The sequence below is a fragment of the Jannaschia sp. R86511 genome (assembly GCF_042466345.1).
In the GTDB taxonomy this organism is placed as follows: Bacteria; Actinomycetota; Actinomycetes; order Actinomycetales; family JBBAYJ01; genus Aquipuribacter.
Window position 1 is genome coordinate 4,059,898 of sequence record NZ_JAXHCD010000001.1, and the last position, 26,518, is coordinate 4,086,415.

A 26,518-nucleotide genomic window follows, 5' to 3' on the forward strand; every position below is an offset into this window, starting at 1 on the left:
CTGTCACCCCAAAATTCTACTGTCAGCGGGCTTGAAGAGGGCGGAACAGGCAATCACTGGGGGCGAGTGCATGTATCTGACTGCGTCTGAGACCCGAGTGATCCGCCTGCTGCTCGAAGGCTGCTCCGATCACGAGACTGCAACTTCCGTTGGACTGTCAATCCACACTGTGCGGTCTCACTACTACTCCGCGGCAAAACGAGTCGGCGCACGAAGCCGAGCCCATTTGGCCGCCATCGTCATCCGACGCAATCTGCTGGGGGGTCTTGGGCTTTCGGACGATCATTTAGTTCCTGCCGCAAGAACGTCGCAGCGACGAACGGATCCATTGAATGGGCCACCAACCGGTGAGCCTACAGCAGCAGCAGGAAAGGGCAATGATGCTCAAGAACCAGACTAGCTCCCACCGTCAGTTCTCATCCATCCCTAGGCCAGCTGGGTGGTGGAGCCTGCTGGCACTCCTTCTCGTGGGCGTCATGACGTTCTCGTTGTCTGCCCCTGCCTCTGCCGCGCCGAGGGAAGCGCAGCCCGCAGCGCCGGGCAGCTCACAAGCAAGGATCGCGCTTCAAGCCGAGGCGGTTGACCCGGAGTTGCTCCGTCAGACCGAAACGCTCATCAGGTTGACCAGCGGAAGTGGCACAGGTGCGGCCGAACTGGACGCGGACTCCGCCGCGGAAGAGGGGATTCCCGCAAGTGCTATTGAGGAATGGGAGGCGGGTCTCGCAGCGGCAAACGGAGGGAGCACGACTCAGGCGTCGCGAGAGATCTCCTCTCTTGCGGCCGCTACGTGCAGGGGCTCGAACAAGTGGGTCCAGCGTTGGTATGGATGGGACCTGTACATGAACTCCTGCACCGTGCAGCAGGTGCGAAACTACATGCTGGCTGGGGGTAGCGTTCTGGGGCTTGTTAGCTTCATCACCGGCAAAATTCCGACCCCGCCGACTGTTGCGGCGAGCATCCTTACCGGAATTGCGGCTGGCCTATACGCTATTGGTGCGGCCGCCCTGAACATCTGTGCTCAGTCGGGAAGAGGTGTTATCGTCCGGGGGTCGGCGTCCCTCCCCTTCTGGTGCCAGTCCCAGTGACTGAGAGGTCAACGTGAGTTCACTGTCTATCCTCGTTCTGGTCCTAGAGGCCGTAGGACTGATGCTTCTGGGAGCGTGTCTAGCTCTCCTGCTTGTCGGTCTTGGCGAGTTGGCCGTAGTCCCCGGGCTGCTTGGCCTAGGTGCGCTTGGCTCGGCGGGCCTGATGCGATTCAGACAGCGGAGGGGCCTGCTGCCGCCGCTCGGGGCTGAGACCGAGCAGTAGCGCACCGACCACCGGTCGGGGAGGCCAGATAACACGTCCCGCGTCGCGGGGTGCGGTGATGCAAACGGCGCTGAACGCCCATGTCACCGCACCCCGCACAGCACTGTGATCTGAGAGCCAGGGTTGTGATGGGGTTCGCGCTGTCCTTCATCCCTGTCTTGGGTGCTAGCTGGCCGCACCCACGCTCTGTGGTTCAGGTGGTGGTGATCCCGTCGCCTCGGCCGGTGATCGTCCTGCCGACCTGACGCCGGCCGTCAGGGATGGCGTAGCCACCGCGTAGCGGCCGCAGGTCCTTGACGGCCGGTGGCAGGTCGGCTGATCTTGGGACGGTCGGGGCGACGGGATCACCACCTGCCCACCTCCGCGATCCCGGAACCGAGGCCCGGGGTCCGGGGCGGAGCCCCGCGAATTCGGGAGCCACGACCTCTAGCTCTGCGGGGGTAACGACAGGGCTCGGGTCGCACCTCGACGGGGTCGGCCAGCACATGGTCGTGTCGGCGGCGGGAACCATCGTCGCCGGTCGCGTAGATCGGCACTGAGCGCCTGAGTTCGAGTGGCCGGGCGGCGGCGCGAACGGCGCTTGCGCCGCACGCGCAAGCCGACGCCCGGCCGCGACGCGCGGAGCGCGGCGCCTTGATCCTTTAGAGGTGAACACAGCAACCATCGCTCAAGACATCGCTCAAGACATCGCTCAAGACATCGCTCAAGACATCGCTCAAGACATCGCTCAAGACATCGCTCAGAACGATGGCTCAGAGGACGCGTCTCGTGCTGCGGTCCCAGTCGGCGGTTCGGCGGACTGAGTGCAGTGACCGCCTTGAGCGTTCATCGTCGAAGCATCATGGCAATCCAACAAGAGACGCCTGCGAAACCCGTGAGTCCTGCCAATGTGCGGTAAGTCGCCCCCACCTGGTAGCAATCGCCGGAATTGTACCCGGTGTAGGTGTCGAGCGCGGTGCCACACGGTATCGCCTGCTGGCCCATGTTGAGGGAAGTGACGGTGCCGCTGATCGGCATCAGCGCCAGAAGTATGGCTGCGCCCAAGAGCGCGGCGCCCAGGAAGAAGAGCGGCCCGAGACCGCGCCCTCGTGGAGGAAGGGAGGAGGGAGGGTCGTGGCTCATGCCGCACAGTGTCGCGCCTTGTCAGGTTGGTCTGCCAGGCTTTCCGGAAGGTTGACTGCCCCAGGGCAATGTGTGAGTCCATGAGCTCGAACTCTGAGCCTTGACCACACCTGGAGCGATGAGCCGGATCAGGTGCAGAGGCAACCATATCTAGTTCTGTGGCGTTCTAGGGCGCTTCGAATCGCTGGGTCATGCGGTCGTAACTTAGGCCCCTCGCAAGATCCTCAGCAGGTACGCCAATACGGGAGGCGACCCAAAGACGGAAAATCAATCGAGCGTCTTGCACGGTATTCAGTAGGTCGATGTATTCGGGCATATCATGCTCGGCGTGCTTTACGGCTCGATAACTAATGCGCATCCGGTTAGTCCAGTCCCTCGGCTCGAAGGGTGGAGTCACCAAAAGGTCTTCCATGACTCTTTCAAGTTTGGTGGCGTGGCTGGCCTTACTGGCTTTCCCGACTTCATGACCATCATCCAACAAGAGACGGTAACCTAAGCCGTCTAGTCCAATGCCAAGTTGCGAGACGCTTGTCTCCAGCGCGCGCGGCGTCCGCAATGTGTCAAGTATGTGATTCATTCCACGTTCAAAATGCTGCCGCATTCTCAGCCATTCTTTTGCCCCCGCTGGCCCAACAGACGAAAAATCAAAGAGGAACTGCAACGACTGCGATTCATCATCGTTGGGACGAGTCCGGTAGCTGCGGACATGCGACCATTTGTCGCCGACGATTTTGCCTCCGATGGAGCGTTCGGGATCATCGTTACGCTGGGCCCACTGTGCTCGATATCCGAGCGGGCGCCAACATGCAAGACTTGGCAAGTCGACAAAAGCGCCATGCACCCTCGAGTGGGCCCACCAGTCCTGTAGTTGGGGCAGAGCAGTGTGAATCTCAAGAGTTTCTTGAATTTGAGTCGTATCCGGCCGTCCTGGAATTGTGTACGTGAAGTTCGGACGGATCTGGAGACCCACCTCCTCGTCGATAGGGATGGGATCCGGCGCTCGCAGACGCAAGGTGAGGGTTTGCAGGCGGTTCTCATGGTCAGTCGAAGCTTCATGCGTGAGCGAACGCAACCTCATCCACTGCCCTAGACCCGGCACGTCCGTTCGCAGGGCGTGGATCTGGCTGTAGTCCAGCTCCTCCTGAGCACCAAGAATTGCAGCACCAACTGTGATGACGCCTTGACCAAGGGGCCCCGGCTCCATCGAACTCCTCATCCGGCAGCCGATGAGCGCCACCGACCCAAGAACGTCCCTGAACCAGAGCGTCTCTGGCACGTCGTACGTGTAGCGATCTCGCCCTGGATCGTCCGCGAATTCGACAAAATGACCGTGGAACCAACGCAGATACGGGCTGTCTCGACTTTGCCATGGGACGGTGAGCGTTATCGCCTCACCATCATCGAGCAGCATGACGCTGACGTCAGGTGTACTGGCGTCCCTATCGTAGAGCCACCCAAGTCGGGGGGTGTTCACCCGGAGTACATTCTGGGTCATGCTTGAACACTAGCCCCGGTGTACCTCTCTTGACACGAGATTGGGTGGCCTCACCCGTCCCCCCGTCGTGAACGAGGCTCGTTGCTCGTGGCGAGCGGGGCCATGAGAGGCTTGGGTCATGACGAAGGCTGACCGTGTCTTGCTGCTGTGGGATGTCGATCACACGCTGATTGATAGCGGCGGCGTCAGTAAGATCAACTACGCGAGGGCCTTCGAACTGCTGGTCGGTCGCCCGCCGGCCGTTCCGGCGCGCACGGGCGGCCGCACAGACGTGCTGATCATGAGCACGCTACTAGCGGAGAACGGCATTAGTGAAGCCACCTTCTCCGTGAACGCCCAGTTGAGTGCATTGGCCCGTGCTGGGGCAACTAATCGAACCCTGCTGGGCGAACGCGGGCGCGCTTTACCTGGGGCTCACGAGGCTTTGCATGTTCTCCAGTCCGCGCCGGACATCATCCAATCCGTGTTGACCGGAAACATCCAAGCCAATGCATTCGTAAAGCTTGACACGTTCGGTCTCGCTGACGCTTTAGACTTTTCGGTCGGCGCCTTTGGACATGAGAGCAGTCGCCGCGCCGACTTGGTGCCCGTCGCGCAACGAAAGGCTGAGGAACGGTACGCCTTCGTTCCGGTATCCGAAGCCACCGTGATTTTGGGGGACACGACACGGGACGTGGAGGCCGGCCTTCAGGGAGGTGCACAGGTCATCGGTGTGGCAACCGGAGGGGTGTCCGTGGTGGACCTGCGCTCCGCCGGTGCGGTGGCCGCGATCGAGGACTTGCGGGATCTCGAAGGTCTGATACGTGGAATCGAAGACGCTAGGTCACGAGGGGCCGTCAATCCGTGAGCGACCGATCGAGCTCGTACGCCTGCTTCCAGCCGTGTTCAAGACTGCGTAGGTAAGTTGCAAATAGGTCGCCGGTTCCGGAGTCGCGCAGATGGAGGATGGGCGCCTGGTAGCCGTAAACGCCGAGTGCGTGTTGATTAATCAGCATCTCGTCGTCAAACCGGTAGAACGAGTTGTAGAGCGTAGTTCGGTGAAGTCGGAGATCCACACCGTCGGCGTCGGCCAGAGTCCTAAAGTAGTGCAACGACATGCTGACGCGCATCGGGATCTCGTCGGGCATCCCCTCCTCCCGACCGCGTAGCTTGACCTCTGCGCTGTGGGGGTCGCCGAGTGCAATACGTACAGCAACCCCGGTGGATGCTTTGTGCCTGATGAGCTCAATAACGTCGGGATTATCTTCGGCCAAGAAGAGTCCGGCGTAGGTAAAGACATCGATTCGCTGTCGCGCGCCGAGGACCTGGTCGAGCCATACATGGTTGGGCACCTGCGACCGGTGTGCGTAGAACGCCACCACCTCCCCCGCAGCAGACGACGCCGACTCGTCCGTCAGGCCAGGCCACAGCCAGCTGGACGCGACGCCTAGGAAAGCAGCGGCGTTGAGGGCGGTCACCCTGTGTGGCGTACGCCCCTTCGTGACCCACCGCTGCACCGTCTTTGGGTCCACTGCCAGCCTCGCGGCGAGGCCGGCCTCAGTGACGCCATTGGCGCGAAGCGTGGCCCTTAGCCGCTCGTTCACCATGTGTCCTTCTGTAGACGGTGGGGACGATTGGGACGTTGTGAAGGACGGTGTCACGCCGGGACGTGTCCGCACAAGTCCCGAGGACGACGTATGGGCGTCCCCCGCTCTTGCGGTCCCCTGAGCGCAGGCCGATCCCGGCCCAGACGAGAGGAGTGGGCGATGCCTGCGTATGTGGTGGACAGCAGTAAGCAGCCGATGGTCGCGACAGGGGTGGTGGACGCGAAGTTTGACTGGGTCGAGACCGCCGGTGGTGGCCGGGCGCAGTCGGAGGTGCAGACGCGGGACGACGTGACGGGGATGCCGGTGTGGGGGGTGGAGGTGATGTACCAGCAGGTCCAGTACGGCCGGACCAGCTCGGTGATCGCTTCCGTCACTCTCCCGGCCTACGACCGCCCGTACGTGACGGCGCTGGGCCCCGTCGGGTTCGAGAACCTGCGGGTCGAGGTCCGGGTCAACAAGAACACCGGCGGCCTAGTCGAGTACTGGTCCGCCGACAGCATCGCGGCCCCGGTGCCGGGCTCGGCCCGCCGGCCGTCGTCGAGCAGCAGCTCGTCTGGCTCGGCGTCCTCTGAGGCGGCCTGAGATGGCCACCGGCCTCACCTCCACCGGCAACGGGGGCGGAGCAGGTGGTGCCGCTCCCGGTCGCGTGGACGTCGTGGTCTGGGCCCGTGCGCTGGGGGTGCGGAACGCGGATGAGGTGTGGGAGCACGTCATCAAGACCAGCGCGGACATCGGCCGGGTCATGGACGACCTGTCGGCGGTCGTGCAGCGCATGAGCGACTACCCGGACGACGAGCTGCGGACGGACCTGCTGCGGGCGTTCGGTCTAATCGACAACGTCGGTCACGAGGTGCTGCGGGTCGCACGCTCGACCCACGCCGACTGATGACCACCGCGCCCACCACCACCGCGGCCCCCACGACCGGGGCGAGCGTCCGGCGGGGAGTGGAGGTCGGCCAGGTGGCTCGCGCGTCCTGGCGGCTGCTGGTGCGGGTGTGGCGGCGGGGTTGGTGGCTGTTCTGGCTCCTGCTGGCCGACGCGCTCCGCCGGCCGTTCCGCACCCTCCTCGGCACGAGCCTGCTCGCGTTCGGGGTGTACGTGTGGGTCCTCTCAGCCAGGTGGCAGGACCGGGCCGCGATGGCCGTCTTCGCCCTCCTGGTGGGGCTCCTGCTGGCTCTGTGGCGGTGGCGGGCTCGTCGGTCGTACGAGTGGGCGATCGGGCGCCGGTGGGGCTCCTGGTGGCGCCGCCGCTACGTCTACGGACCCTCGTGGAAGACGCTAGCGCTGCGGCACAACATGTACGTCACCGACCGCCGCCAAGACCCGGGCCTCGCTCGGGCTCTGGTCCTCGCATGGGCGGAAACCCCCCGAGCGTTGCGGAGGGAGGGGCAGTCGGTCGAGGTCGCCCATCTCAAGCGCGTCCGCTTCACCGGCCCCACCGACCACCTCCTCATCGCACTGCCCGCCGGCATCACCCCGGACACCGTGGCGGCGGCGTGCGACTCCCTCGCTCACGCCTGGCGGGTCCTCGCGGTGCGGGTCCGACCGGCGGGTCCAGGGTGGGTGTGGCTGGACATCACCCGCGCCGACACCCTCGCCCGCCCCCTCGTCCTGGGCGGCGTCCCGCAGCTGACCGACCCAGCATCGGTCCTCGCGGGGCTGGGTGCGCTGTCGGTCGGCGTGCTGGAGGACGGCACCTCCTGGCGCCTGCGACTGCGCGGCGCGCACGTCCTCATTGCCGGCACGACGGGCTCGGGAAAGTCGTCGCTGCTGTGGGCCATCGTCGCCGGCCTCTCGAGGGCCGTCCACGCGGGGCTGGTGCGGGTGACGTGGCTGGACCCCAAGGGCGGGATGGAAGCCACTCCCGCCCGACCCCTCGCCCAGGTCGTCGACCGGATCGACGACATGGCCGACACCCTCGAAGCCCTCGTCGTCGAGCTCGACCAGCGGGCCGCATCCCTCGCCGGCGCCAGCCGCCAGCACACCCCGTCGGTCAGCAGCCCGCATCGGGTGGTCGTCGTCGACGAACTGGCCACGCTCACTGCCCTCGCGGACAGCAAGACGACCCGCCGGGTCGAGGCCGCCCTCGGCGCCCTCCTGTCCCGTGGCCGGGCGGTCGGGTTCACCGTCATCACCACGACCGTCGACCCCAGCAAGGAGGTCGTGCGCTGGCGGGGCCTGCACGCGGTGCGGGTGGCGTTCCGCCTCGATGAGCCGATCCAGGTCGACATGGTCCTGGGCGACGGGGCCCTGCACCGCGGTGCCGCCTGCGACCGCATCCCGTTGGCCACGCCGGGTGTGTGCTTTGTCCGCCTTGACGGCGTCCCTGACCCGCTGCGGGCGCGGGCGGTGTACGTGCCGGACGAGACGATCGAGCAGCTGGGCCTCACCTACCCCGCCCCTCCGCTTTCGAGTGGGAACAAGGGGGGGCCCGTCTTCGCGGGCCGCTCGACCGGTGGGGGGATCGGTGGGGGTGAAGGGCTGTCCGGCAAGCCAGGCGAGGACGGGCAGCGGGGCCGAGTGGGGGGACTCGACCAGGACGCTGACGCTACGCCTCGACGGGCCGCGGCCACCAGGGGCCCGGCCGTGGACACCGGTCCGGCGGTGCGGTCGTGAACGCCCACGCACGCACCGTCACCCCGGAGACGTTGGCCAGCCTGGACCACCACTGGATGACCCGGGCCGCCTGCGCCCGGCGACCTGATTTGCCGTGGACGGAGGACGCGCACCGGGTGGAGGATGAGATCCGGGAGGTCATGGCCCGCATCTGCGCCCGCTGCCCCGTCCGCGGTTACTGCCGCCGCTACGCCAACAGGTCCTACGCCTCCGCGGGGTTCTGGGCCGGCGGGTTCCGTGGCGGCGCCTACACCGGGGACCTGCTCGACCTGCTCGCCGAGCTGCCCGACGACGAGGTCCAGACCCACTACGAACCCAACGCCCACAACGCCCGACAGGTGCACCGCAAGGCGCTGGCCTCATGACCGCCATCACCCTCGACCGGCCGCTCATCGACAAGGCTGGGACTGTCTGGACGACTGGCGAGCAGCGCGTCGTCGACGACCCCACCCTGCGGGTGGACGGGCGCATGGTGCGGGACTGGGCCGAGCACGCCGGCGTGTGCGTCCGCCCCCTGCTGCGGCTGGTCGTCGACCACGAGACCGGCGAGACCACCAAGGTCCCTATCCCCTGCAAGTCCACCCGCGAACGGGTCTGCCCACCCTGCGCGGCCAAGGCCCGGAAGGTCCGGCAGCAGCAGTGCCGTGAAGGCTGGCACCGGGAGGACGAACCCGATTCCGACGACCAGGCCGACGACGCGCCCGCTGACGTCGACGAGACGCCGAACGACGTCGAGCTGCCCGTCGGAGGCACCGACCGTCGGGTGCGATCGACCAGGCGACGTGACGACGTGTCGGACCTGCCGCGGGTACCGCAGGAGAACCGCACCATCGGCCGCACCTTCGCCGGCAACCACGGCCAGGTCTACCGACCCAGCATGTTCGTCACCCTGACCCTGCCGTCCTACGGGCGGATCACACCCGGCACCGGCACGCCCGTCGACCCGGACGGCTACGACTACCGGCGGGCCGCGCTCGACGCGATCCACCTGCCTCGGTTGTTCGCGCGGTGGGTGCAGAACCTCCGCCGCTGCGCCGGCTACAAGGCGCAGTACTTCGCCGCCATCGAACCGCAGAAGCGCCTCGCTCCTCACGTGCACGTCGCCATCCGCGGCGCGATCCCGCGACAGGTGCTGCGGGAGGTGACGAAGGCAACCTACGTGCAGGTGTGGTGGCCCGCCTTCGATCAGGTCGTCTACGACGAGGTGACGACGGGGTCTCCGGTTTGGGGTGACGGCGCGTACCGGGACCCACAGACGGGCATGCCGTTGCCGACGTGGGAGGAGGCGATGGACGACCTCGACGCCCAGCTCGATACTGATCCCGGGCAGCCAGCGGCGCACACGATGCGGTTCGGGCGGCAGACCGATGTCAAGGGCATCCTCGGCACCAGCGACGACGCCGACCGCACCATCCGATACCTGACGAAGTACCTGACCAAGAGCCTCGCGGACACGTTCACGCCCGAGGAACTGGACGACCCGGCCGTGGACCACGTCGGCCATCCTGACGAGTGGGACGCCAAGAGCGCCCGTCAGAGGGCCCGCACCGCCGCCCGCCGGGCCGCGTACGAGGCGCACGTGGACCGGTTGCACGAGACGGTGCGCTGGCTTCCCTGCTCCCCGGGGTGCGCCAACTGGCTCCGCTTCGGGATCCAGCCGAAGGACTGCCTGCCCGGCCTCCAACCGGGGCGGTGTGAGAGGCGGGCTCACGAGCGGGACAACCTTGGCTACGGCGGCCGCCGCGTCCAGGTCTCCAAGCAGTGGTCCGGCAAGACCCTGGCCGAGCACCGCGCCGACCGCGCCACGGTCGTCCGAGAGACCCTCCTCGCCGCCGGCATCGAAGCCCCCGAGGTGGATCGGATGGGCGTCGAGCACACCCTCGACGACGGCTCTCCGCGGTTCACGTGGGAGGACGTCCCGATGCCCGAGGCCGACTACGCCAGCGCGATCCTCGCCGCCGTCCAGGAACGGAACCGGTGGCGGGCCCAGTACGAGTCCGCAAAGCAACTGACGGCCACCACCGGACCCGGCGCGACCGGGCCACCCGGCGGGGCTGTGGATAACCCACAAGGCAACAGCACACGGGGGTGATGACGTGAGGCAAGAACCGGCCGAGGTGCCAGAAGAAGTCGGGCGCCAGAACCCCTCGTACGTGCCGATTGCAACGGCTGCGGGGGGCTGTCGGTGGCTCTGGGTGGACCGGGAGGCGGTCGCCGAGTGGGTGGTGCAGTCAAGGCGCGCACAGGGTCTGCCGCCGTTCGTTCGTGATGCGGCGACCAGGGCTCGGGTGCTTGAGGTGCTGCGGGGATCGTGTGTGGTCCCGCGCCGGTCGCCGTCCGACGCTGCGTGATCAGGTAATCCAGTGGATGTGGACGCGAGAGGGGTTGACCCGGTTGCCTCCGTGGCTCGCGGGATTCACGACGACGGCGTCGATGAGGCTCGCCAGGAGTGCCCGTTGCTGCTGGAGGGTCAGGCCGGCCCAGTAGGGGTCGAAGGCGGCGGGCTCTCGCGGCACGTCGGCCAGGAGTCTTGCCCGGGCGGTCGTGGTGTAGGTGGCTTCGATGGCGTCCAGGCGCTGGGCAAGGGCGGTTCGTGCGGTCATCCACTCCGCAGTGGTGATGGAGCGGTCTGCGTACAGGACGGCCAGTTCATCGAGCTGAGAGCGCACGCTGACGGCCTCGGTGTCGACGGGTTCCGGCGTGGCGGTGACGAGGGCTTGTGGGTCCGCCAGAGCTTGGGTGACTGCGGCCACCGTCAGTGTGTCGAGGGCGTCGGCGTTGATGGTGAGGCGGCCGCATCGGGCCAGCCCGGGTTGCTTGGAGCAGACGTAGCGGCGCACACCGGCGCCCTTGTCGTTGTGCCCAGTGAGAGCCGCGTTGCAGCGTCCGCATCGGGCCAAGCCTGCCGAGAGCAGGTAGGTGGCCCGGCCGGGCCGCCCGCCGGTTCGCCGGGCTGGGTCTTCGAGCAGGGCACGGAGACGTTCTGTGGTGTCCCGGTCGAGGATCGCGGGCCAGTCGCCCTTCGCGACCAGCTCGCCGGTGCCTCGTCCACGGCTTCGTTCGCCGCGGGCTGGCGTGGGGGTGTGTTCGCGCCAGCCGCAGTAGCGGGCTGCGGTCACCATCGCCCGGAGGTTGCCTGCTCGCCAGTTCCCAACGCCGCCCTGCGGGGTCGGCACCTGCCGGTGGTTGAGCGAGGTCGCGATGCTGCTGAGGCTGTCCCCTCGCAGGAGACGATCCGCCATTTCGCGGACGATGGCTGCCTCGTCCTCCTGGACGGTCCACGAGCCGTCGGTGGACTGCCGGTAGCCGTACCCAAGCCGGCCCTGGACCTTGCCGGCATGCGCCTCTTGCAGCCGTGCTCGGCGGATGCGTTCGGACTTCTGCTCGCTTTCATGTCGGGCTGCGGCGCCGAGCATGCGCGCGACCATGCGGCCTGCGGCGGTGGCGAGGTCGAGCTCGCCGGCCCGAACGGTGAGCGTGGTGACGTTGTTGCGTTCACAAGCCTCGATGTAGGCCTCCAGCTCCGTTGGCGAGCGGTGGAGGCGGTCGGTGTGCCAAGCGATGACGGCGTCGAGGTTGCCGGCCCGGACGTCGGCCAGCAGGGACTGATAGCCGGGGCGGGTGCGGCCGCTATAGGCGGAGATGTCGTTGTCCTCGTAGACGGCCACGACGGGCCACCCTCGCTGCGCAGCGAGGCGCATGCAGTCGTCGCGCTGCCGCTCGACACCGAGGCCCGCGCCCGCGCGATCGTGCGAGATGCGGCAGTAGACACCCACCCTGGTCATCCTGGCAGTGTAGGACGCTTAGTGATGGGCTGTCTTGACCGCCCAGTGGCGTCGGGTGATGTCCGGGATCACCACGTGCAGGCGGGACCCGTCGGGCAGCGTCGCGTCCACGAACGGGCTGCTCAGGTCCACGCGACGTCCGGACGAGCGCAGCATCCGCTCCACCAGGTCCCGGACCGCGGTGTCGGTCAGGATCGTGGTGGTCAGCTCGGAGACGCCCCGACGGGCGACGAACACCTTGCCCGGCTCGTTGATCCAGACCTCCTCGACCTCCGGGTCGTCGAGGTAGGGCTGGAGCTCGCCGAAGCCGACCACGGCGTCCAGCACCTGCTTGACCGTCGTGCCCGTGTCCAGCACCGGGGCCAGGGTCCCCGACAACGACCGCTCGTCGTAGTCGGCCACCAGGTCCTCGACCAGTCGCCGCATGCCGGCCGGGTCCGTGCCCGGGTCGAGGTTCCGGCGCCGGATCAGCTCCCTCGCCTCGCCGGTCACCGCCGCGACTGCGTCCACGTCTCCCCCTCCAGCCCGACCCACCCCGAGCCGTGGTCGCAGACTACGAACGACGGCCGGGCGAGGGAAGGGCGGCCGCGCCGGCCTGTGGACGGGCCTGGTCGTCCACAGATGCCCCGGGGCGTGCCTACCGGGGCCGGTCGGCCCCCAGGCTGGGTGCCGGGGACCGGTGCGGACGGAGCACCGGCGACAGGGTCGGGAGGGCCGGGGTGCGGTTGCGGTGGACCGTCGTGCTGCGCGGGACCGGGGGCACGACGGGAGTGCTGCCCGGCGCCCCGGCCCGATCCGAGGTGCTGGTGCAGTGCCCGACCGGGACGCCGCTGCGGCACCTGCCCGGTCTGGGGCTGGACACCGGGGAGCACCTGGTCACGGTCCACGGAACCCCCCTGGACCTCCGCACGGCGGTCGTCGGCCGGCCCCCGCTGCTGGACGGGGCCGTGCTGGTGGTGGCCGGCCCCGGTCGACGGCCGCGGCGCGAGCAGGCCCCGCCCACCCCGCACCTGCTCGAGCTGGTGGTCGTCGCCGGGCCCGACGCCGCCGCCGCGCACGCGCTGCGCCAGGGCCGGGCGGTCGTCGGCCGGGCCGGACGCAGCGACGTCGTGGTCCGCGACCCCCGGTTGTCCCGTGAGCACTGCCGGCTCGACGTCGGGCCGGGCGGGGTGGCGGTCACCGACCTGGGGTCCACCAACGGGACCGCCCCGGCGCCCACCGCGACCGGGTCGGGCCCGCCGGAGGCGGCGGCCCCGGACGGTGCTGGGGACCGTGACCGTCGTGGGGACCGGGACGGTCCGACGTGTACCTGGCGGCTCGGCCAGGAGTGGACCCTGGGTGCGAGCCGGGTTGCACTGCGAGCCGCCGGCCAGTCGTCGACGCCGACGCCGACGCTCGCCACCGACGAGGGGACGGTGCTGGTGCCACGCTCGCCCCGGCTGCGCCTGCCCGAGAACGCGCACGAGATCGCGCTGCCGCCCCCGCCCCGGCGGCACCGGTCGACGGGTTTCCCGGTGCTGGCGGTGCTGCTGCCGGCCCTGGCCGCCGGTGGGCTCGCCTGGTGGACCGGCTCCCCGGTCTACCTGCTGCTGGCGGGGCTGGGGCCGCTGCTCGCGGCCGGGAGCTGGCTGAGCGCCCGCCGGGAGTCCGGCCGCGAGGGCGCGCTGAGCCGGCGGGAGCACGCCCGTGAGTGCGCAGCCGGCCAGGACCGCGCCGCGGCCGCGGCCGAGGCCCTGGCCGCGGCCCGACGGGCGACGATGCCCGACGCGGACGTCGTCCTGCGTCTGGCCACGGGTCCGGCGGGCCGGCTGTGGGAGCGCGACCGCGGTGACGACGACGCCTTCCGGGTGCGGCTGGGCCGGGCCGACGTCGATGTGGCGGCGGCCCACCGGCTGGTGCCACGCGTCACGCTGCTGCGCCCCGGCGGAGAGCGCGGGCCCGTCGCCACGGCCGACGACCTGCTGTCGGTCGACCTCGGCGCGGGAGCACTGGGGCTGGTCGAGCCCGGGGACCCGTCGGCCGCCCGCTTCGTCGTGGGGCAGCTCGTCGTGGCCCTGGCCCCGTCGGCGCTGCAGGTCACGGCGGTCGTCGGGACGGCCGCCGCCGAGCGCTGGCGGTGGTTGACACTGCTGCCCCACTGGCTGGAAGGGCCGGCACGTACGGCCGACGGACCGGCGGCCGGCGCCGCCGCGCGGTGGGTCGCCGACCTCGTCACCGCTCGCGCCTCGTCCCAGTCCGCGTCGACCGCGGACCGCCCGGCGCCGGTGCCGCTGCTCGTGGTGGTCGACGACCCCGACGCGGAGCTGACCGGCGGTGACCTCGGCTGGGTCGGGTCGGCGGGGGACGCCGGGATCCGGGTGGTCGCGGTCTCGCCCCGGCCGGCCGGGCTGCCGCACGGCTGCGGGACCGTGGCCGTGCCCGCGGCGGCCGACGGGGTACAGCTGCAGGTCACGCTCGTCGACGGCAGCGGCTCGGCCGGCTGCGTCGCGGACCGGGTGGGGCCTTGGTGGTCCGAGCGACTGAGCCGGGCGCTGGCTCCGTTGCGCGGTGCGCCGACTGACAGCGGTCACCGGCTGCCGGACCGGGTCCGGCTGGCCGACCTGGTCGACACCGCCCCACCTGCCGTCCTCGCGCGCTGGGACCGGTCCGGCGCCGGGCTGGCCGTCCCCCTCGGGGTGGGGCCCGGTGGGCCGGTCACCGTCGACCTGGTCTCGGCCGGCCCCCACGCCCTGGTGGCCGGGACCACCGGATCGGGCAAGTCGGAGCTGCTGCGGGCCTGGTTGCTCTCGCTTGCCCTCTGCCACCCACCGGAGTCCGTCGCGTTCCTGCTGGTCGACTACAAGGGCGGGGCCACCTTCGACGACCTGGCCCGGCTGCCGCACACGGTGGGCGTGCTGACCGACCTCGACGGGGCGGCCACGGCTCGGGTCCTGCACTCCCTGCGGGCCGAGGTCCGCCGCCGGGAGCGCGTGCTGGCCGACGCCGGGGCCCGCGACCTGGACGAGCTCAGGCGCACGGCCCCTGCCGACCTCCCCGACGTCCCGCGCCTGCTGGTGGTGGTGGACGAGTTCCGCGTCCTGGCCGAGGACGCACCCGAGGTGCTGGCCGAGTTCGTCCGGCTCGCCGCCACGGGGCGGTCGCTCGGGCTGCACCTGGTGCTCGCCACGCAGCGCCCCTCGGGGGTGGTCTCGGCGGACATCCGCGCGAACGCGGCCCTGCGCATCGCGCTCCGGGTGCAGGACCCGGCGGAGTCCCGGGACGTCGTGGACCGGGCCGACGCGGCGTGGCTGCCCCACGACCGGCCGGGCCGGGCCGTCGTCGTGGGGGCCGGGGTCGACGTCACGCTGCAGTCCGCCTGGGTCGGCGCCGGCGAGCCGGAGGCGGCCGACGAGCTCTGCGTCAGCGTCGTCCACCCCCGGCCCCTGGGTCCGTTCCGCGCCGGGGCCGCCAGGAGGACCGACGCGGGCACGGGCACGGACGGCTCCGGGGGCGCCCCCGCGGTGGTGGACCGGGTGCTGGCCTCCCTGGCCAGGTCGGGTCGGTCCGGTGCGGTGAGCCCGTGGTTGCCGCCGCTGCCGGCCCGGCTGAGCCGGGACGACGTGACGCTTCACGCCGCCGTGGGCCACGGGGCGTCGGGACAGCAGGACCAGGACGGCACGGCGACCACCGCCCAGGAGGCGTCTCCGGCGGCGGCCCCCGAAGTGCACGCGGCGGGGGCCACGCGGCTGCTGCTCGGTCTCACCGACCTCCCCTGGCTGCAGCGACGGGGCGTCCTGGCCTGGGCTCCGACCGGCGACGGTCCGGCGCTGGTGCTCGGTGGCCCCCGCAGCGGGCGCAGCACGACGCTGGCGGCCATGTCCCGCGCGGCCCAGGAGGTCGGGGTGCCGGCGGCGCTGGTCGACGCGGCCCGGGACGACCCCGACCACGTTGCGGACCTGCTGGCCGCGCTCACCGCCCTCCCCGCCCCCGAGGACGGACGGGATGGGGCGCTGCGGGTGCTGCTGCTGGTCGACGACTGCGACACGCTGCTCGACCCCGCCACCGACCCGACCCCGGTCGACCTGCTGCTGCGGGTGCTGCGCAACGGTCACGGGCACGGCATCGGGGTCGCCGTGGCGGGCGGTCGGCCCACCGCCGCGTCCAGGCTGGCGGCGGGCGCCCGCGTCCGCCTCGTGCACCGGACCACCGACGCCGCGGACCTGGTGGTCGCGGGTGTGCCCCGCGGCCTCGCACCGACCGCGCTGCCGGGGCGTTGCCTGGTCGTCGGCCTCCCCGTGCCGGAGGCGGGTACAGCGGGCGAGGCGCCGGCTGCGGTCGAGGCGCACGTCGCGACCTCCGACGCCACGACGGACCACCCCGGTACAGCCGCCCCGATGGCCACCGACCCCACGACGGCCACCCCCTCGACCACCGACCCCACGACGGTCGCTCAGCACCCGCCCGGGGCGCCCCGGGGCCCGCAGCCCGGGTCGGTGGCGGCGGTCCGGCTCCCCCGGCCGCTCCCGACGCTCGTCGACCGGGCCGAGCTGGGTCCGGTGAGCCCCTCGCGCCTACCCCTGGGGGTCCTGGCCCCCGACGGGGTCCCGTGGCTGCTGGACCTGGACGACACCCGGTTGCTCGTCATCGCCGGTCCGGCCCGCAGCGGGCGCAGCAGCGCCCTGGCGACGCTGGCCGCCCAGTCGCTCACGGGCGGCGTGGGGTTCACGTGGCTCCCCGACCCCGACGCCGACCCCGACGCCCGGCTCGACCCCGACCCGGGCCGCACCGCCGGACCGGGTCCCGGCGGCCGGCCCGCCCCGCAGGGCCTCCGCCACGCACCTCCGGGAGCCCGCCTGCTGCTCGTCGACGACGTGGAGCGCCGCCCGGAGTCGCAGCACGCGGCCGTCGAGCAGTGGCTCGCGGACGGCACCGGCCCCCTGGCGGCGTCCCTGGCCCCGGGCGCGACGGTGGTGGCCGCCGGGTCCAGCGAGTGGTTCGCCGGTGAGTTCCGGGGCCTGGCGGCCCTGGCCCGGCGCCACGGCAGCGGGGTGGTGCTCTCCCCCGGCCGCACGGACGTCCGCGACGTGCTCGGGGCCCGTGACCCGCTGCTGCAGGTCAGCCGCCGGCCGGGCCGCGGGCTGCTGGTGGACCGGGGGCGCACCCGGCGCATCCAGCTGGCGTGGCCGGGGTAGGGAGGGAGAGCACCCCCGCCGGGCTCGCGCCCGACCTCCTCGACCTCCCGAGCTCCTCGAGCACCCCGTGCGGGTCAGTTGTCGCGGTAGCGGAGCACGGCGGGTCCCCGGAGCACTACCGTTCCGGGGGACGCACAGACAGGAGACCCGCCCCGATGACGCCCGCCCCCTCGACACCGCACCAGCGCGACGGCCACGGCCCGGCCGACGACGAGCGCCCGGTCGAGGACCTCGCGCCCGGCCGGGCCCCGGCCCCGGACGTCGTGGAGATCGAGCTGCCCGCCGACCCCGCCTACCTGGGGGTGGTGCGCACCGCGTGCGCCGGCCTGGGCGCCCGGCTGGACCTGACCCTGGACGAGATCGAGGACCTGCGGATCGCCGTGGACGAGGCGTGCACGCTGGTCCTGCCCAAGGACACCTCGACCCACGACGTCGAAGTCCGGCTCCGGGCGTCCTTCGCGGTCTCCGACGCCTCCCTCGCGGTCCGGGTGCAGGGACCGAACCCGCTGCTGCCCGGCGACAGCAGCTACGCCTGGGCCGTCCTGGAGGCCCTGGCCGGTGACGTGGACTCCGGGGTCGAGCCGGCCGGGTCGTGGATCTCGCTGACGCACACCCGCGCGCGAGCGGTCTGAGCATGGCCGCCCGCACCGACCTGTCGACCGACAGCCCCGACACGGGTCCGCTGCCGGTCGTCGCCGACCCGCCGCCCGGGCGCCGGACCCGGCAGCAGTCGGGCCCGGACACCGACCCCCTGCTGGAGCGGCTCGCCGGCCTGCCCGAGGGCGACCCCGAACGCAACCAGCTGCGCGACACCGTGGTCACCAGCCACCTGCCACTGGTGCACCACATCGCCCGCCGGTTCGCCGGCCGGGGCGAGCCGCACGACGACGTGGTGCAGGTGGGCACCATCGGTCTGATCAAGGCGGTCGACCGCTACGAGCCCGGCCGCGGCGTCCCCTTCGCGGGGTACGCCGTGCCCACGGTCACCGGGGAGATCCGGCGCTACTTCCGCGACCGGGCCGGCACGGTCCGCCTGCCGCGACGGGTGCAGGAGGTCCAGGTCGCGGTCACGCAGTCCCGGGAGTCACTGACCCACGAGCTCGGCCGGACCCCCACGGTGGAGGAGGTCGCCCACCGCTCCGGCCTGGACACCGACACGGTGCTGGAGGTGCTGGAGAGCGCCTACTCCCTGACCACGGTGCCGCTGGACGTCGACAACGGCGTCAGCGACTCCCTGGGCGAGGAGGACGTGGCCCTCGACGAGGTCCTGACCCGGGAGACCCTGCGTCCGGTGCTGGCCAAGCTGGAGCCGCGGGAGCGCCGGATCATCGCCCTGCGCTTCGTGCGGGGGATGTCCCAGGCGCAGATCGCCGAGGAGGTCGGCATCAGCCAGATGCACGTGTCGCGGCTGCTCAGCCGGACGCTCACCCGGCTGCGCGCCGACATGACCCGGCCCGACCCCGCCCCCTGAGCCGTAGCGACCCCGGCCCTACAGCACGGCCGGGCTGCCGCCCCGGCGGGTGCGGCCCGCCATGAGCACCGCGCCCGCGACCCCGGTCAGACCCACCAGGACGGCGAGCAGCGTCAGCCCGCCCACCCTCGGGTTGTCCAGCAGGGACAGCACGGCCCGGGAGCCCACGCTCAGCGCCACCAGGACCACGAGCACCTGCACCGTGAGGAAGATGCCGGTCGGCCAGGCCCGCCAGACCGCGAACGCCCGCGCCACCTCGATCAGCAGGTAGGCCACGGCCGCGCAGGCCGCCCCCACCCCCAGGCCCAGCGGCAGCGACCCGCCCTGCAGCCCTGTCACGACGGCGACCACCCCGGCCGCGGCCACGGCGAGCGCCTCGAGCAGCGCGACGCCGACCGCGAGCGCCCGCCCCGCCCGGGCCCGGGCGAGGCCCGGGTCCCCCGCCGGGACGGGCTGGTCCGGCAGCTCGGCAGACATGGCACCCACGTTAACCGGGACGGGTCCTCGCCTCACCCGCGGCGGATGTTTCAGGGGTAGGTCAACCTGGGAAAGACCTGTCAATGGCGCATCTGGGCTGGCTGCGGCCGGGACCGGCGCCTAGCGTCGACCTCATGACGGACCGACGTGATGACGACCGGGTCACAACCGGTCGACAGAACGGTTACGAGCATGTGACGTAGTTGGCACAACTAACTGCTCCGCAGCTCTTGTGAAGGCGTTCACGAAGTGGTCTCCTAGTACCAGGAAGGCACGGGTTCCGACGTGCCGAGCGACAAGGGAGACAGCGGCCAGCAGTGCGCCGCTGCCATCGGTCCGGCATCCCGACGACCGGTGCACCACCCCGACGTGAAACTCGCACGGCTACCCGTGCGTTGACGTGAGATGGAGATGACGATGGACTGGCGTGACCGTGCAGCGTGCCTCGAAGAGGACCCCGAGCTGTTCTTCCCCATCGGCAACACCGGGCCGGCGATCCTGCAGATCGAGGAGGCCAAGGCCGTGTGCCGCCGTTGCGACGTGGTCGACACCTGCCTGAAGTGGGCCATCGAGTCCGGCCAGGACTCGGGCGTCTGGGGTGGCATGTCCGAGGACGAGCGCCGCGCCCTCAAGCGCCGTGCCGCTCGCGCCCGCCGCGCCGGCTGACCCGGTAGCAGCCGACCCGCTCGTAGCCCGACCGAAGGGCGCCCCACCAGCTGGTGGGGCGCCCTTCGTCGTCCGCCCCGCCGTCAGCGGAGCAGGACCTCGACGGTGGCCCGGGTACCGCCCTCGGGCCCGGGACCGCGGCTGAACGTGCCGTTGAGCTCGGTGCGCACCAGGTTGTCGACGATGCGGCTGCCCAGGCCCGGCTGGGCGGCGGGGTCGATGCCCTGGCCGTCGTCGTCCACGTGCACCACCAGGGTGGCGCCGTTGCGCTCCGCGGTCACCCGCACCGTGCCCGAGCCGATCACCCCGCCGGGGCCCTCCACCCCCGCCATGGGGAAGCCGTGCTCGGCCGCGTTGCTGACCAGCTCGTTGAGCACGAGCACCAGCGGGGTGGCGTCGGCCGCCTGCACCCGGCCGAACGTGCCCACCCGCTCCAGGCGCACCCGGTGGGGGCCCGTCGCGGTGGCCAGCTCCAGCGCGTTGGCCAGGCCCGTGTCCACCACGGAGTCGAACGGGACGGTCTCGTCGATCTCGTGGGCCAGGGTGTCGTAGACCCCGGCGATGGCCGCGATCCGGCGGCCCGCCTCCTGCAGCTCGGCCCGGGCCTCGTCGCTGGAGGTCCGCCGGGCCTGCATCCGCAGCAGCGCCGACACGGTCTGCAGGTTGTTCTTCACCCGGTGGTGGATCTCCCGGATGGTCGCCTCCTTGGTCATCAGCGCCCGCTCCGAGCGCCGGACCTCGGTGACGTCGCGGACCAGCACCAGCGCACCGACCCGCTCCGGCGACGCGCCGGCCCCACGCATCAGCGGCACGGCCCGCAGCGACAGCACCGACCCGCGCATCTCCAGGTCGCAGCGCCACGGCGCGCGCCCCATCACCACCAGCGGCAGCGCCTCGTCCACCGGGTCGCGCTCCTGCAGGCTGGCCGTGACCACCTCGGCCAGCGAGCGGCCGCTGACGGTGACGACCCCGACCCGCCGGAAGGCCGACACGGCGTTGGGCGAGGCGTAGGTGACCACGCCGTCGGCGTCCATCCGCAGCAGGCCGTCGCCCACCCGCGGTGCGCCGCGGCGCGGCCCGGTCGGGGCCGAGCTGTACGGGTAGGTGCCCTCGGCGAGCATGCCCAGCAGGTGCGAGCCGCTCTCCCGGTAGACCAGCTCGAGCCGGCCGGGGGTCCGGGTCGAGCTGGGGTCCGTGCTGCGCGCCACCACGCCGATGACCTCGGTCAGCCGGGCGGCCTCGCGGCGGCGGACCGGGAACAGGTCCACCTGCCAGGGCTGGTCCTCCGCCAGCACGGGCGGCTCGTCGGCGGGCGCCGCGACCTCGGGGGCCGCCGTGCCGGCGGCCACGTCGTCCAGGCGCTCGGCCAGGCCGGGGCGGGCCACGGTGCCGACCACGTCGTCGTAGAACACCGTGGCCCAGGTGCTGGGGCGGGCGTGGGCCACGGCGGACCAGCCGCCGGAGCGGTCGCGGACCCAGAGCACCAGGTCGGCGAAGCACAGGTCGGATACCAGCTGCCAGTCCCCGACCAGGGTGCGCAGCCACTCCACGTCGGGCTCCGACACGTCGGCGTGGCGGCGGACGATGTCGGTGATGGTGGTCACGCGGGCATCATCGCGCAGTCACCGGGCGTCGTCCGCCGACCCGCTCTTGACCACGCTGCGCAGGGTCCGCAGCGCGACCGACAGCGGGGCCAGGTCGTGCCCGGACAGCCGCTGCACCTCGTCCAGCGTCACCCGCGCCCGGTCCAGGGCCGCGGTGTTGGCCGACTCCCACTCCCCGATCCGCGCCGCGGCCCCGGGCCCCGTGGTGGTCCGCACCACCACGGTGGTCAGCTCCTCCAGCGCCGCGTACAGGTCGTAGCGCAGCGCGGCCCGGGCCAGGGCCTGCCAGCGGTCGGTGCGCGGCAGCGCCGTGATCCGGGTCAGCACGCCGTCCACGGCGTAGCGGTCGGACAGCGCGAAGTACACCGCCACCACGTCCTCGGCCGGCTCGCCCTCGCGCAACGCGATCTCGGCCACGTCGAGCAGGCAGAACTCCTCGAGGAACCCGGCCGAGCGCTCGGCCAGCGCCGCGGGCACCCCCTGCTCGGTCAGCTCGTCGACGCGGGCGGTCATGTCCCGGCCCTCCTGGCCCGCCACCACCTCGCGCAGCGCGCCGCGCAGCTGCTCCACGACCGGGGCGAGCCGGGCGATCTCGGCCTCCACGTCCAGCGGGTCGGGCCGGTTCTGCAGCAGCCAGCGGCAGGCCCGGTCCAGCAGCCGCCGGAAGGACAGCAGCAGCTCCAGGCGCACGTGGGTCGGCAGCCCCGCCGCCTGCTCGGCGACGTCGGCGTGCCAGCGCGCCTGCCCGAACACCTCCCGGGCCACCGCCCAGGCCCGTACCGCCCGGTCGGTCGAGGCGTTCAGCTCCTCGGCCAGCCGGAACACGAAGGTCGTGCCGGAGGAGTTCAGGACGGCGTTGGTCAGCGACGTCGCGACGATCTCGCGGCGCAGCGGGTGGGTGCGCACCTGGTGCGGGTACTGCTCGCGCAGCCGGGCCGGGAAGTAGTCGACCAGGTAGCGCTCCGACCACGGCTCGTCCGGCACGGCCGAGGCGACGAGCTCCGCGGTCAGCGTGAGCTTGCTGTAGGCGGAGACGACGGCCAGCTCGGGCGAGACCAGGCCGCGGCGGCCCTCGGCCCGCTCCTCCCAGCCGGTGTCGTCCGGCAGGAACTCCAGGGCCGGGTCCAGCGCCCCCGAGGCCTGCAGCGACTGAACGAACCGCCGGTGTACCGGCAGCATCTCCGCGGCCTGGTGCCGGGCGTTGCCGAGCTGCACGTTGGCCTCGACGTTGTGCCGGAGCACCTGCGCGGCCACGTCGTCGGTCATGTCCGCCAGCAGGGCGTCGCGCTGCTTGTCGGTGAGGTCGCCCGCGGCGACCACCCGGTCGAGCAGGATCTTGATGTTGACCTCGTGGTCGCTGGTGTCGACGCCGGCGGAGTTGTCGATGGCGTCGGTGTTCAGCCGGACGCCGGCCCGGGCCGCCTCGATGCGGCCGAGCTGGGTCAGGCCCAGGTTGCCGCCCTCGCCCACCACGCGGCAGCGCAGGTCGCGCCCGTCCACCCGCAGCGCGTCGTTGGCCTTGTCGCCCACCTGCGCGTGCGACTCGTCGGCGGCCTTGACGTAGGTGCCGATGCCGCCGTTCCACAGCAGGTCCACCGGCGCCCGCAGCGCCGCCCGGATGACCTCCGTCGGGGTGAGCGTGGTCTCCTGCGCGGACAGCCCGACGGCGGCCGCGGCCTGCGCCGACAGCGTCACCGACTTGGCGCCGCGGCTCAGCACCGCCCCGCCCTCGGACAGCAGCGACGTGTCGTAGTCGGCCCAGGACGACCGGGGCAGCGCGAACAGCCGCTCCCGCTCGGCGTACGACGTCGCCGGGTCGGGGTCCGGGTCGATGAACACGTGCCGGTGGTCGAAGGCGACCACCAGCCGGGTCGCGCGCGACAGCAGCATGCCGTTGCCGAACACGTCGCCGGACATGTCCCCCACGCCGACCACGGTGAACGGGTCGGTGTCGACGTCCAGGCCCAGCTCGTCGAAGTGGAACCGGACGCTCTCCCACGCCCCGCGGGCCGTGATGCCCATCGCCTTGTGGTCGTAGCCCTTCGACCCGCCCGAGGCGAACGCGTCGCCGAGCCAGAAGCCCCGCTCCACCGCGATCGCGTTGGCCACGTCGGAGAAGGCCGCCGTGCCCTTGTCGGCCGCGACGACCAGGTAGGAGTCGTCGCCGTCGTGGCGCACCACGCGCTGCGGCGGCACCACCGGCGCGGGGTCGGTGCCGGCGGTGAGGTCGCGGTCGTCGGTGACGTCCAGCAGCGCCCAGATGAACGTGCGGTAGCACTCCTTGCCCGCCTCGTACCAGGCCTCGCGGTCCTTGGTCGGGTCGGGCAGCCGCTTGCCCACGAAGCCGCCCTTGGCGCCGGTGGGCACGATGACGACGTTCTTGACCTGCTGCGCCTTGACCAGGCCCAGGATCTCCGTGCGGAAGTCCTCCTGCCGGTCGGACCAGCGCAGCCCGCCGCGGGCCACCGCGCCGAAGCGCAGGTGCACGCCCTCCACGTCGGGCCCGCACACCCAGATCTCGTGGGCGGGGCGCGGCTCGGGCAGGCCCGGGACCTGCTGCGGGTCCAGCTTGACCGCCACGGTCGGCCGGGGCCGGCCGTCCGGGCCGGGCTGGTAGAAGTTGGTGCGCTGGGTCGCGACCACCGTGGCCAGCAGCGAGCGCAGGATCCGGTCCTGGGTCAGGTTCTCCACGTCCTCCAGCGCGGCCTCGACGGCCGCGACCGCCCGCCCGGCCGCGCCGAGCCGGGCCGGCGACGGGTGCTGGCCCTCGGCCTGGGCGAACCGGTCCGGGGCGAACCGGGTCTCGAACACCGCGACCAGCAGCCGCGAGACCTCGGGGTTGCCGGCCAGGACGCCGGCGATGTAGTCCTCGGAGAACGTGGTGCCGGTCTGGCGCAGGTAGCGGGCGTAGGTGCGCAGCACGACGACCTGGCGCCAGGTCAGCCCCGCCCGCAGCACCAGCCGGTCGAACCGGTCGGACTCGCTGGTGCCGGTCCAGGCGGAGGTGAACGCCTCGGTGAAGCGCCGCGCCAGCCGGGCCGGGTCGGTCGTGGTGCCCGGCTCGACCGCCACCGACGGCAGGTGCAGGCCGAAGTCGTAGACCCAGTGGTCGACGGCCTCGTCCGGCGCCCGGCCGTCGCCGACGGCGTCACCACCCTCCCCGCTGGTCAGGTGGTAGGGCCGCTGGTCGACGACCTCCACCCCCAGGTGGTCGAAGAACGGCAGCACCTCCGACAGCCCCAGCGGCTCGCGCCGGTACAGCTTGAGCCGGGACGTGCGGGCCGGGGAACCGACCGGGGAGTACAGCAGCAGGTCCAGCTCGGCCGCGGGACCGCTCGCTCGCTCCATCGCCTCCAGCCGCACCAGGTCGCCCACCGCGACCCGCGGCGAGGTGTCCTCCTTGTAGCCCTCGGGCAGCGTGCTGGCCCAGCGCCGGCTCATCCGGACGGCCTCGGCCTCGCCCAGCTCGCTGCGCAGGCCGTCGGCCAGGTCCTCCTCCCAGGTGCGGGTGGCCGCGACCAGACGCTGCTCCACCACGTCCAGCTGCACGTCGGGGGCCTCGCGCCCGCCCAGGCGGACCACGAAGTGCAGCCGGGCCAGCACGGACTCCGACACCCGCGCCGAGTGCTCGATGTAGGTCCCGCCGAAGGCCTGCAGCAGGATCTCCTGCATGACCAGGCGCACCTCGGTCGTGTACCGGTCGCGGGGCAGGAACACCAGGCAGGACACGTAGCGGCCGAAGTCGTCGTGCCGCACGAACAGCCGGGTGCGCCGCCGCTCCTGCAGCTGCAGCACGCCCAGGCTGATCCGGGTCAGCGTCTCCACGTCGGAGGCGAACAGCTCGTCGCGGGGGTACGTCTCCAGGATGGTCAGCAGGTCCTTGCCGGAGTGCGTGCGCGGGCCGAACCCGGAGGTGGCCAGCACCGTGGCGACCTTGCGGGCCACGACGGGGACCAGGCTGACGCTCTGGGTGTAGGCCGCCGAGGACAGCAGCCCCAGGAACCGGCGCTCCCCCACCACCTCGCCCGCGTCGTCGTAGACCTTGACGCCCACGTAGTCCAGGTAGGTCGAGCGGTGCACGGTGGCCCGGCTGTTGGCCTTGGTCAGCACCAGCAGGTCGTGGCGGCGCGCGTGCGCGGTGACCGCGGGGCTCAGCGGGTTGACGGTCGGCCGCTCGTCGCCGTGGCGCATGATGCCCAGCCCCGTGCCCGGCAGCGACTCCAGCACCGCGGTCCGGGGCGAGTCGCCCGGGCGCAGGGCGTACTCGCGGTAGCCCAGGAACGTGAAGTGCTCGTCGGCCAGCCAGCGCAGCAGCTCGGCGGCCTCGGCGGCGTCGTCGGGGTCCAGCGCCCCCGCCGGGAGCCGTCCGGCCAGCCCCTCGACGTCCGCGGCGAGGCCACGCGCCCGCTCCCGCATGGCGGGCCAGTCCGTCACGGCCGAGCGCACGTCGCGCAGCACCCCCTGCAGCGCGGCGGCGAGCGCGCCGTCGGGCCCGGCCCCCCCGTCGTCGTCCGCGTCGGCCCCGGTGGTGCCGGCCCCGTCCGCGTCGTCCCCGTCCGCGTCGTCCCCGTCCGCGCTGTCGGCGTCGGCGCCGCCCACCGCCCGCGGCCCCGCACCGCGCCCGGCCTCCTCGCGCCGCGGCGACAGCCGCCCGGGCGCGGACCGGTCGATCTCCACGTGGATCCAGGACTCCACCACGACGTCCTCGCCCACCGTGGCCGGGTCGGTCTCGCCGTGGGTGACGTCCAGCACGTCCAGCAGCACCCCGGCCTCGTCGCGGCGGACCACGACCTGGGGGTGCACCACCAGGTGGATGCCGCGGCCCTGCCGGGACAGCTCGTTGGTCACCGAGTCGACCAGGAACGGCATGTCGTCGGTGACGACGTGGACGACGCTGTGCGCGGTCGTCCAGCCGTCGCCCTCGACCGTGGGGGTGAACACCCGCACCAGCGACGTGCCCGCGGGCCGGGTGCCGGCCAGCCAGCGGTGCGCGAGCACGGCCCCGCACACGTCCGTCGGGTCCCGGTCGACGAGGTCGGCGTCGGAGACGTCGGCGAAGTAGCCCGACAGCAGCACCTGGTCCCCGGTCGAGCACCCCCGCTCCCTAGCGATGGCGCCGGCTCGTCCCAGCAGTGCCGCCCGTTCGTCGACCATGCCCCCGACCGTAGTCCCGCGCGCCACCGGAGGACGACGACCCCTTCGACCGACCGTGACGCC

20 protein-coding genes are annotated in these 26,518 nt (G+C 71.9%); 12 read left to right on the forward strand and 8 right to left on the reverse strand.

The genetic code is table 11. The annotated features are described in order from the left end of the window. The first annotated feature begins 70 nt into the window (after window positions 1-70). Together SJY06_RS18970 and SJY06_RS18975 are read left to right on the forward strand one after the other, a co-directional pair. Window positions 71-400 (forward strand): response regulator transcription factor, encoded by a 330-nt coding sequence (locus SJY06_RS18970; protein ID WP_380169093.1) that lies wholly within the window; start codon window positions 71-73, stop codon window positions 398-400. Window positions 401-1,955: 1,555 nt separating this feature from the next. Next, entirely contained in the window at window positions 1,956-2,111 is a 156-nt protein-coding gene (locus SJY06_RS18975; protein WP_380169094.1) for a hypothetical protein, read from the forward strand. A gap of 22 nt (window positions 2,112-2,133) precedes the next feature. On the opposite strand, the gene SJY06_RS18980 is transcribed toward SJY06_RS18975, so the two are convergent. Further along, window positions 2,134-2,430 carry a hypothetical protein gene (locus SJY06_RS18980; RefSeq protein ID WP_380169095.1) on the reverse strand — a complete coding sequence of 99 codons (297 nt, stop codon included), beginning with the start codon at window positions 2,428-2,430 and terminating at the stop codon, window positions 2,134-2,136. 166 nt (window positions 2,431-2,596) lie between these two features. Beyond that, window positions 2,597-3,904 (reverse strand): hypothetical protein, encoded by a 1,308-nt coding sequence (locus SJY06_RS18985; RefSeq protein WP_380169096.1) that lies wholly within the window; start codon window positions 3,902-3,904, stop codon window positions 2,597-2,599. A 139-nt stretch (window positions 3,905-4,043) separates the two neighbouring features. Between SJY06_RS18985 and SJY06_RS18990 the strand changes: the two genes are divergently transcribed. Further along, window positions 4,044-4,772, forward strand: coding sequence for an HAD family hydrolase (locus SJY06_RS18990; protein ID WP_380169097.1), 729 nt, complete (start codon window positions 4,044-4,046; stop codon window positions 4,770-4,772). Here the strand turns inward: SJY06_RS18990 and SJY06_RS18995 are convergent. Continuing rightward, on the reverse strand, window positions 4,762-5,511 hold the full coding sequence (locus SJY06_RS18995; protein ID WP_380169098.1) for a helix-turn-helix domain-containing protein: 750 nt from the start codon (window positions 5,509-5,511) through the stop codon (window positions 4,762-4,764). The genes SJY06_RS18990 and SJY06_RS18995 overlap by 11 nt on opposite strands. 159 nt (window positions 5,512-5,670) lie before the next feature. On the opposite strand from SJY06_RS18995, the gene SJY06_RS19000 reads away from it, so the two are divergent. The 5 genes from SJY06_RS19000 to SJY06_RS19020 are packed head-to-tail and all read left to right on the forward strand — an operon-like array spanning window position 5,671 to window position 10,219. Continuing rightward, the gene (locus SJY06_RS19000) at window positions 5,671-6,093 is read left to right on the forward strand and encodes a hypothetical protein (RefSeq protein ID WP_380169099.1); all 423 of its coding nucleotides are present in this window, start codon (window positions 5,671-5,673) and stop codon (window positions 6,091-6,093) included. Window position 6,094: 1 nt separating this feature from the next. Next, a complete protein-coding gene (locus tag SJY06_RS19005) occupies window positions 6,095-6,397 on the forward strand; it encodes a hypothetical protein (RefSeq protein ID WP_380169100.1) in 303 nt (100 codons plus the stop codon). Continuing rightward, window positions 6,397-8,127: an FtsK/SpoIIIE domain-containing protein gene (locus SJY06_RS19010; protein ID WP_380169101.1), complete on the forward strand. Its 1,731-nt coding sequence runs from the start codon at window positions 6,397-6,399 to the stop codon at window positions 8,125-8,127. Before SJY06_RS19005 ends, SJY06_RS19010 begins: the two co-directional genes overlap by 1 nt. Then, window positions 8,124-8,492 carry a WhiB family transcriptional regulator gene (locus tag SJY06_RS19015; RefSeq protein WP_380169102.1) on the forward strand — a complete coding sequence of 123 codons (369 nt, stop codon included), beginning with the start codon at window positions 8,124-8,126 and terminating at the stop codon, window positions 8,490-8,492. The genes SJY06_RS19010 and SJY06_RS19015 overlap by 4 nt, the downstream gene beginning before the upstream one ends. Continuing rightward, complete coding sequence (locus tag SJY06_RS19020; RefSeq protein WP_380169103.1) at window positions 8,489-10,219, forward strand: replication initiator; 1,731 nt, start codon at window positions 8,489-8,491, stop codon at window positions 10,217-10,219. Before SJY06_RS19015 ends, SJY06_RS19020 begins: the two co-directional genes overlap by 4 nt. A gap of 259 nt (window positions 10,220-10,478) precedes the next feature. On the opposite strand, the gene SJY06_RS19025 is transcribed toward SJY06_RS19020, so the two are convergent. Beyond that, the gene (locus tag SJY06_RS19025; RefSeq protein ID WP_380169104.1) at window positions 10,479-11,912 is read right to left on the reverse strand and encodes a recombinase family protein; all 1,434 of its coding nucleotides are present in this window, start codon (window positions 11,910-11,912) and stop codon (window positions 10,479-10,481) included. An 18-nt stretch (window positions 11,913-11,930) separates the two neighbouring features. Continuing rightward, window positions 11,931-12,422 carry a hypothetical protein gene (locus tag SJY06_RS19030; RefSeq protein WP_380169105.1) on the reverse strand — a complete coding sequence of 164 codons (492 nt, stop codon included), beginning with the start codon at window positions 12,420-12,422 and terminating at the stop codon, window positions 11,931-11,933. A 209-nt stretch (window positions 12,423-12,631) separates the two neighbouring features. On the opposite strand from SJY06_RS19030, the gene SJY06_RS19035 reads away from it, so the two are divergent. The 3 genes from SJY06_RS19035 (at window position 12,632) to SJY06_RS19045 (ending at window position 18,554) form a co-directional block, all read left to right on the forward strand. Next, on the forward strand, window positions 12,632-17,083 hold the full coding sequence (locus tag SJY06_RS19035; protein WP_380169106.1) for an FtsK/SpoIIIE domain-containing protein: 4,452 nt from the start codon (window positions 12,632-12,634) through the stop codon (window positions 17,081-17,083). 155 nt (window positions 17,084-17,238) lie between these two features. Further along, window positions 17,239-17,715: a hypothetical protein gene (locus SJY06_RS19040; protein ID WP_380169107.1), complete on the forward strand. Its 477-nt coding sequence runs from the start codon at window positions 17,239-17,241 to the stop codon at window positions 17,713-17,715. 2 nt (window positions 17,716-17,717) lie between these two features. After that, on the forward strand, window positions 17,718-18,554 hold the full coding sequence (locus tag SJY06_RS19045) for a SigB/SigF/SigG family RNA polymerase sigma factor (RefSeq protein ID WP_380169108.1): 837 nt from the start codon (window positions 17,718-17,720) through the stop codon (window positions 18,552-18,554). Between the two features lie 18 nt (window positions 18,555-18,572). Here SJY06_RS19045 and SJY06_RS19050 read toward each other — a convergent pair whose 3' ends face one another. Continuing rightward, window positions 18,573-19,031 carry a hypothetical protein gene (locus tag SJY06_RS19050; RefSeq protein ID WP_380169109.1) on the reverse strand — a complete coding sequence of 153 codons (459 nt, stop codon included), beginning with the start codon at window positions 19,029-19,031 and terminating at the stop codon, window positions 18,573-18,575. A gap of 417 nt (window positions 19,032-19,448) precedes the next feature. Here SJY06_RS19050 and SJY06_RS19055 point away from each other — a divergent pair, with 417 nt between their 5' ends. After that, window positions 19,449-19,697, forward strand: a complete 249-nt coding sequence (locus SJY06_RS19055; RefSeq protein WP_380169110.1) for a WhiB family transcriptional regulator — start codon at window positions 19,449-19,451, stop codon at window positions 19,695-19,697. A gap of 83 nt (window positions 19,698-19,780) precedes the next feature. Here SJY06_RS19055 and SJY06_RS19060 read toward each other — a convergent pair whose 3' ends face one another. Both SJY06_RS19060 and SJY06_RS19065 read right to left on the reverse strand, forming a co-directional pair. Beyond that, window positions 19,781-21,301 (reverse strand): sensor histidine kinase, encoded by a 1,521-nt coding sequence (locus SJY06_RS19060; RefSeq protein ID WP_380169111.1) that lies wholly within the window; start codon window positions 21,299-21,301, stop codon window positions 19,781-19,783. Between the two features lie 18 nt (window positions 21,302-21,319). Further along, window positions 21,320-26,455 carry an NAD-glutamate dehydrogenase gene (locus tag SJY06_RS19065; RefSeq protein WP_380169112.1) on the reverse strand — a complete coding sequence of 1,712 codons (5,136 nt, stop codon included), beginning with the start codon at window positions 26,453-26,455 and terminating at the stop codon, window positions 21,320-21,322. Between the last annotated feature and the right edge of the window lie 63 nt (window positions 26,456-26,518).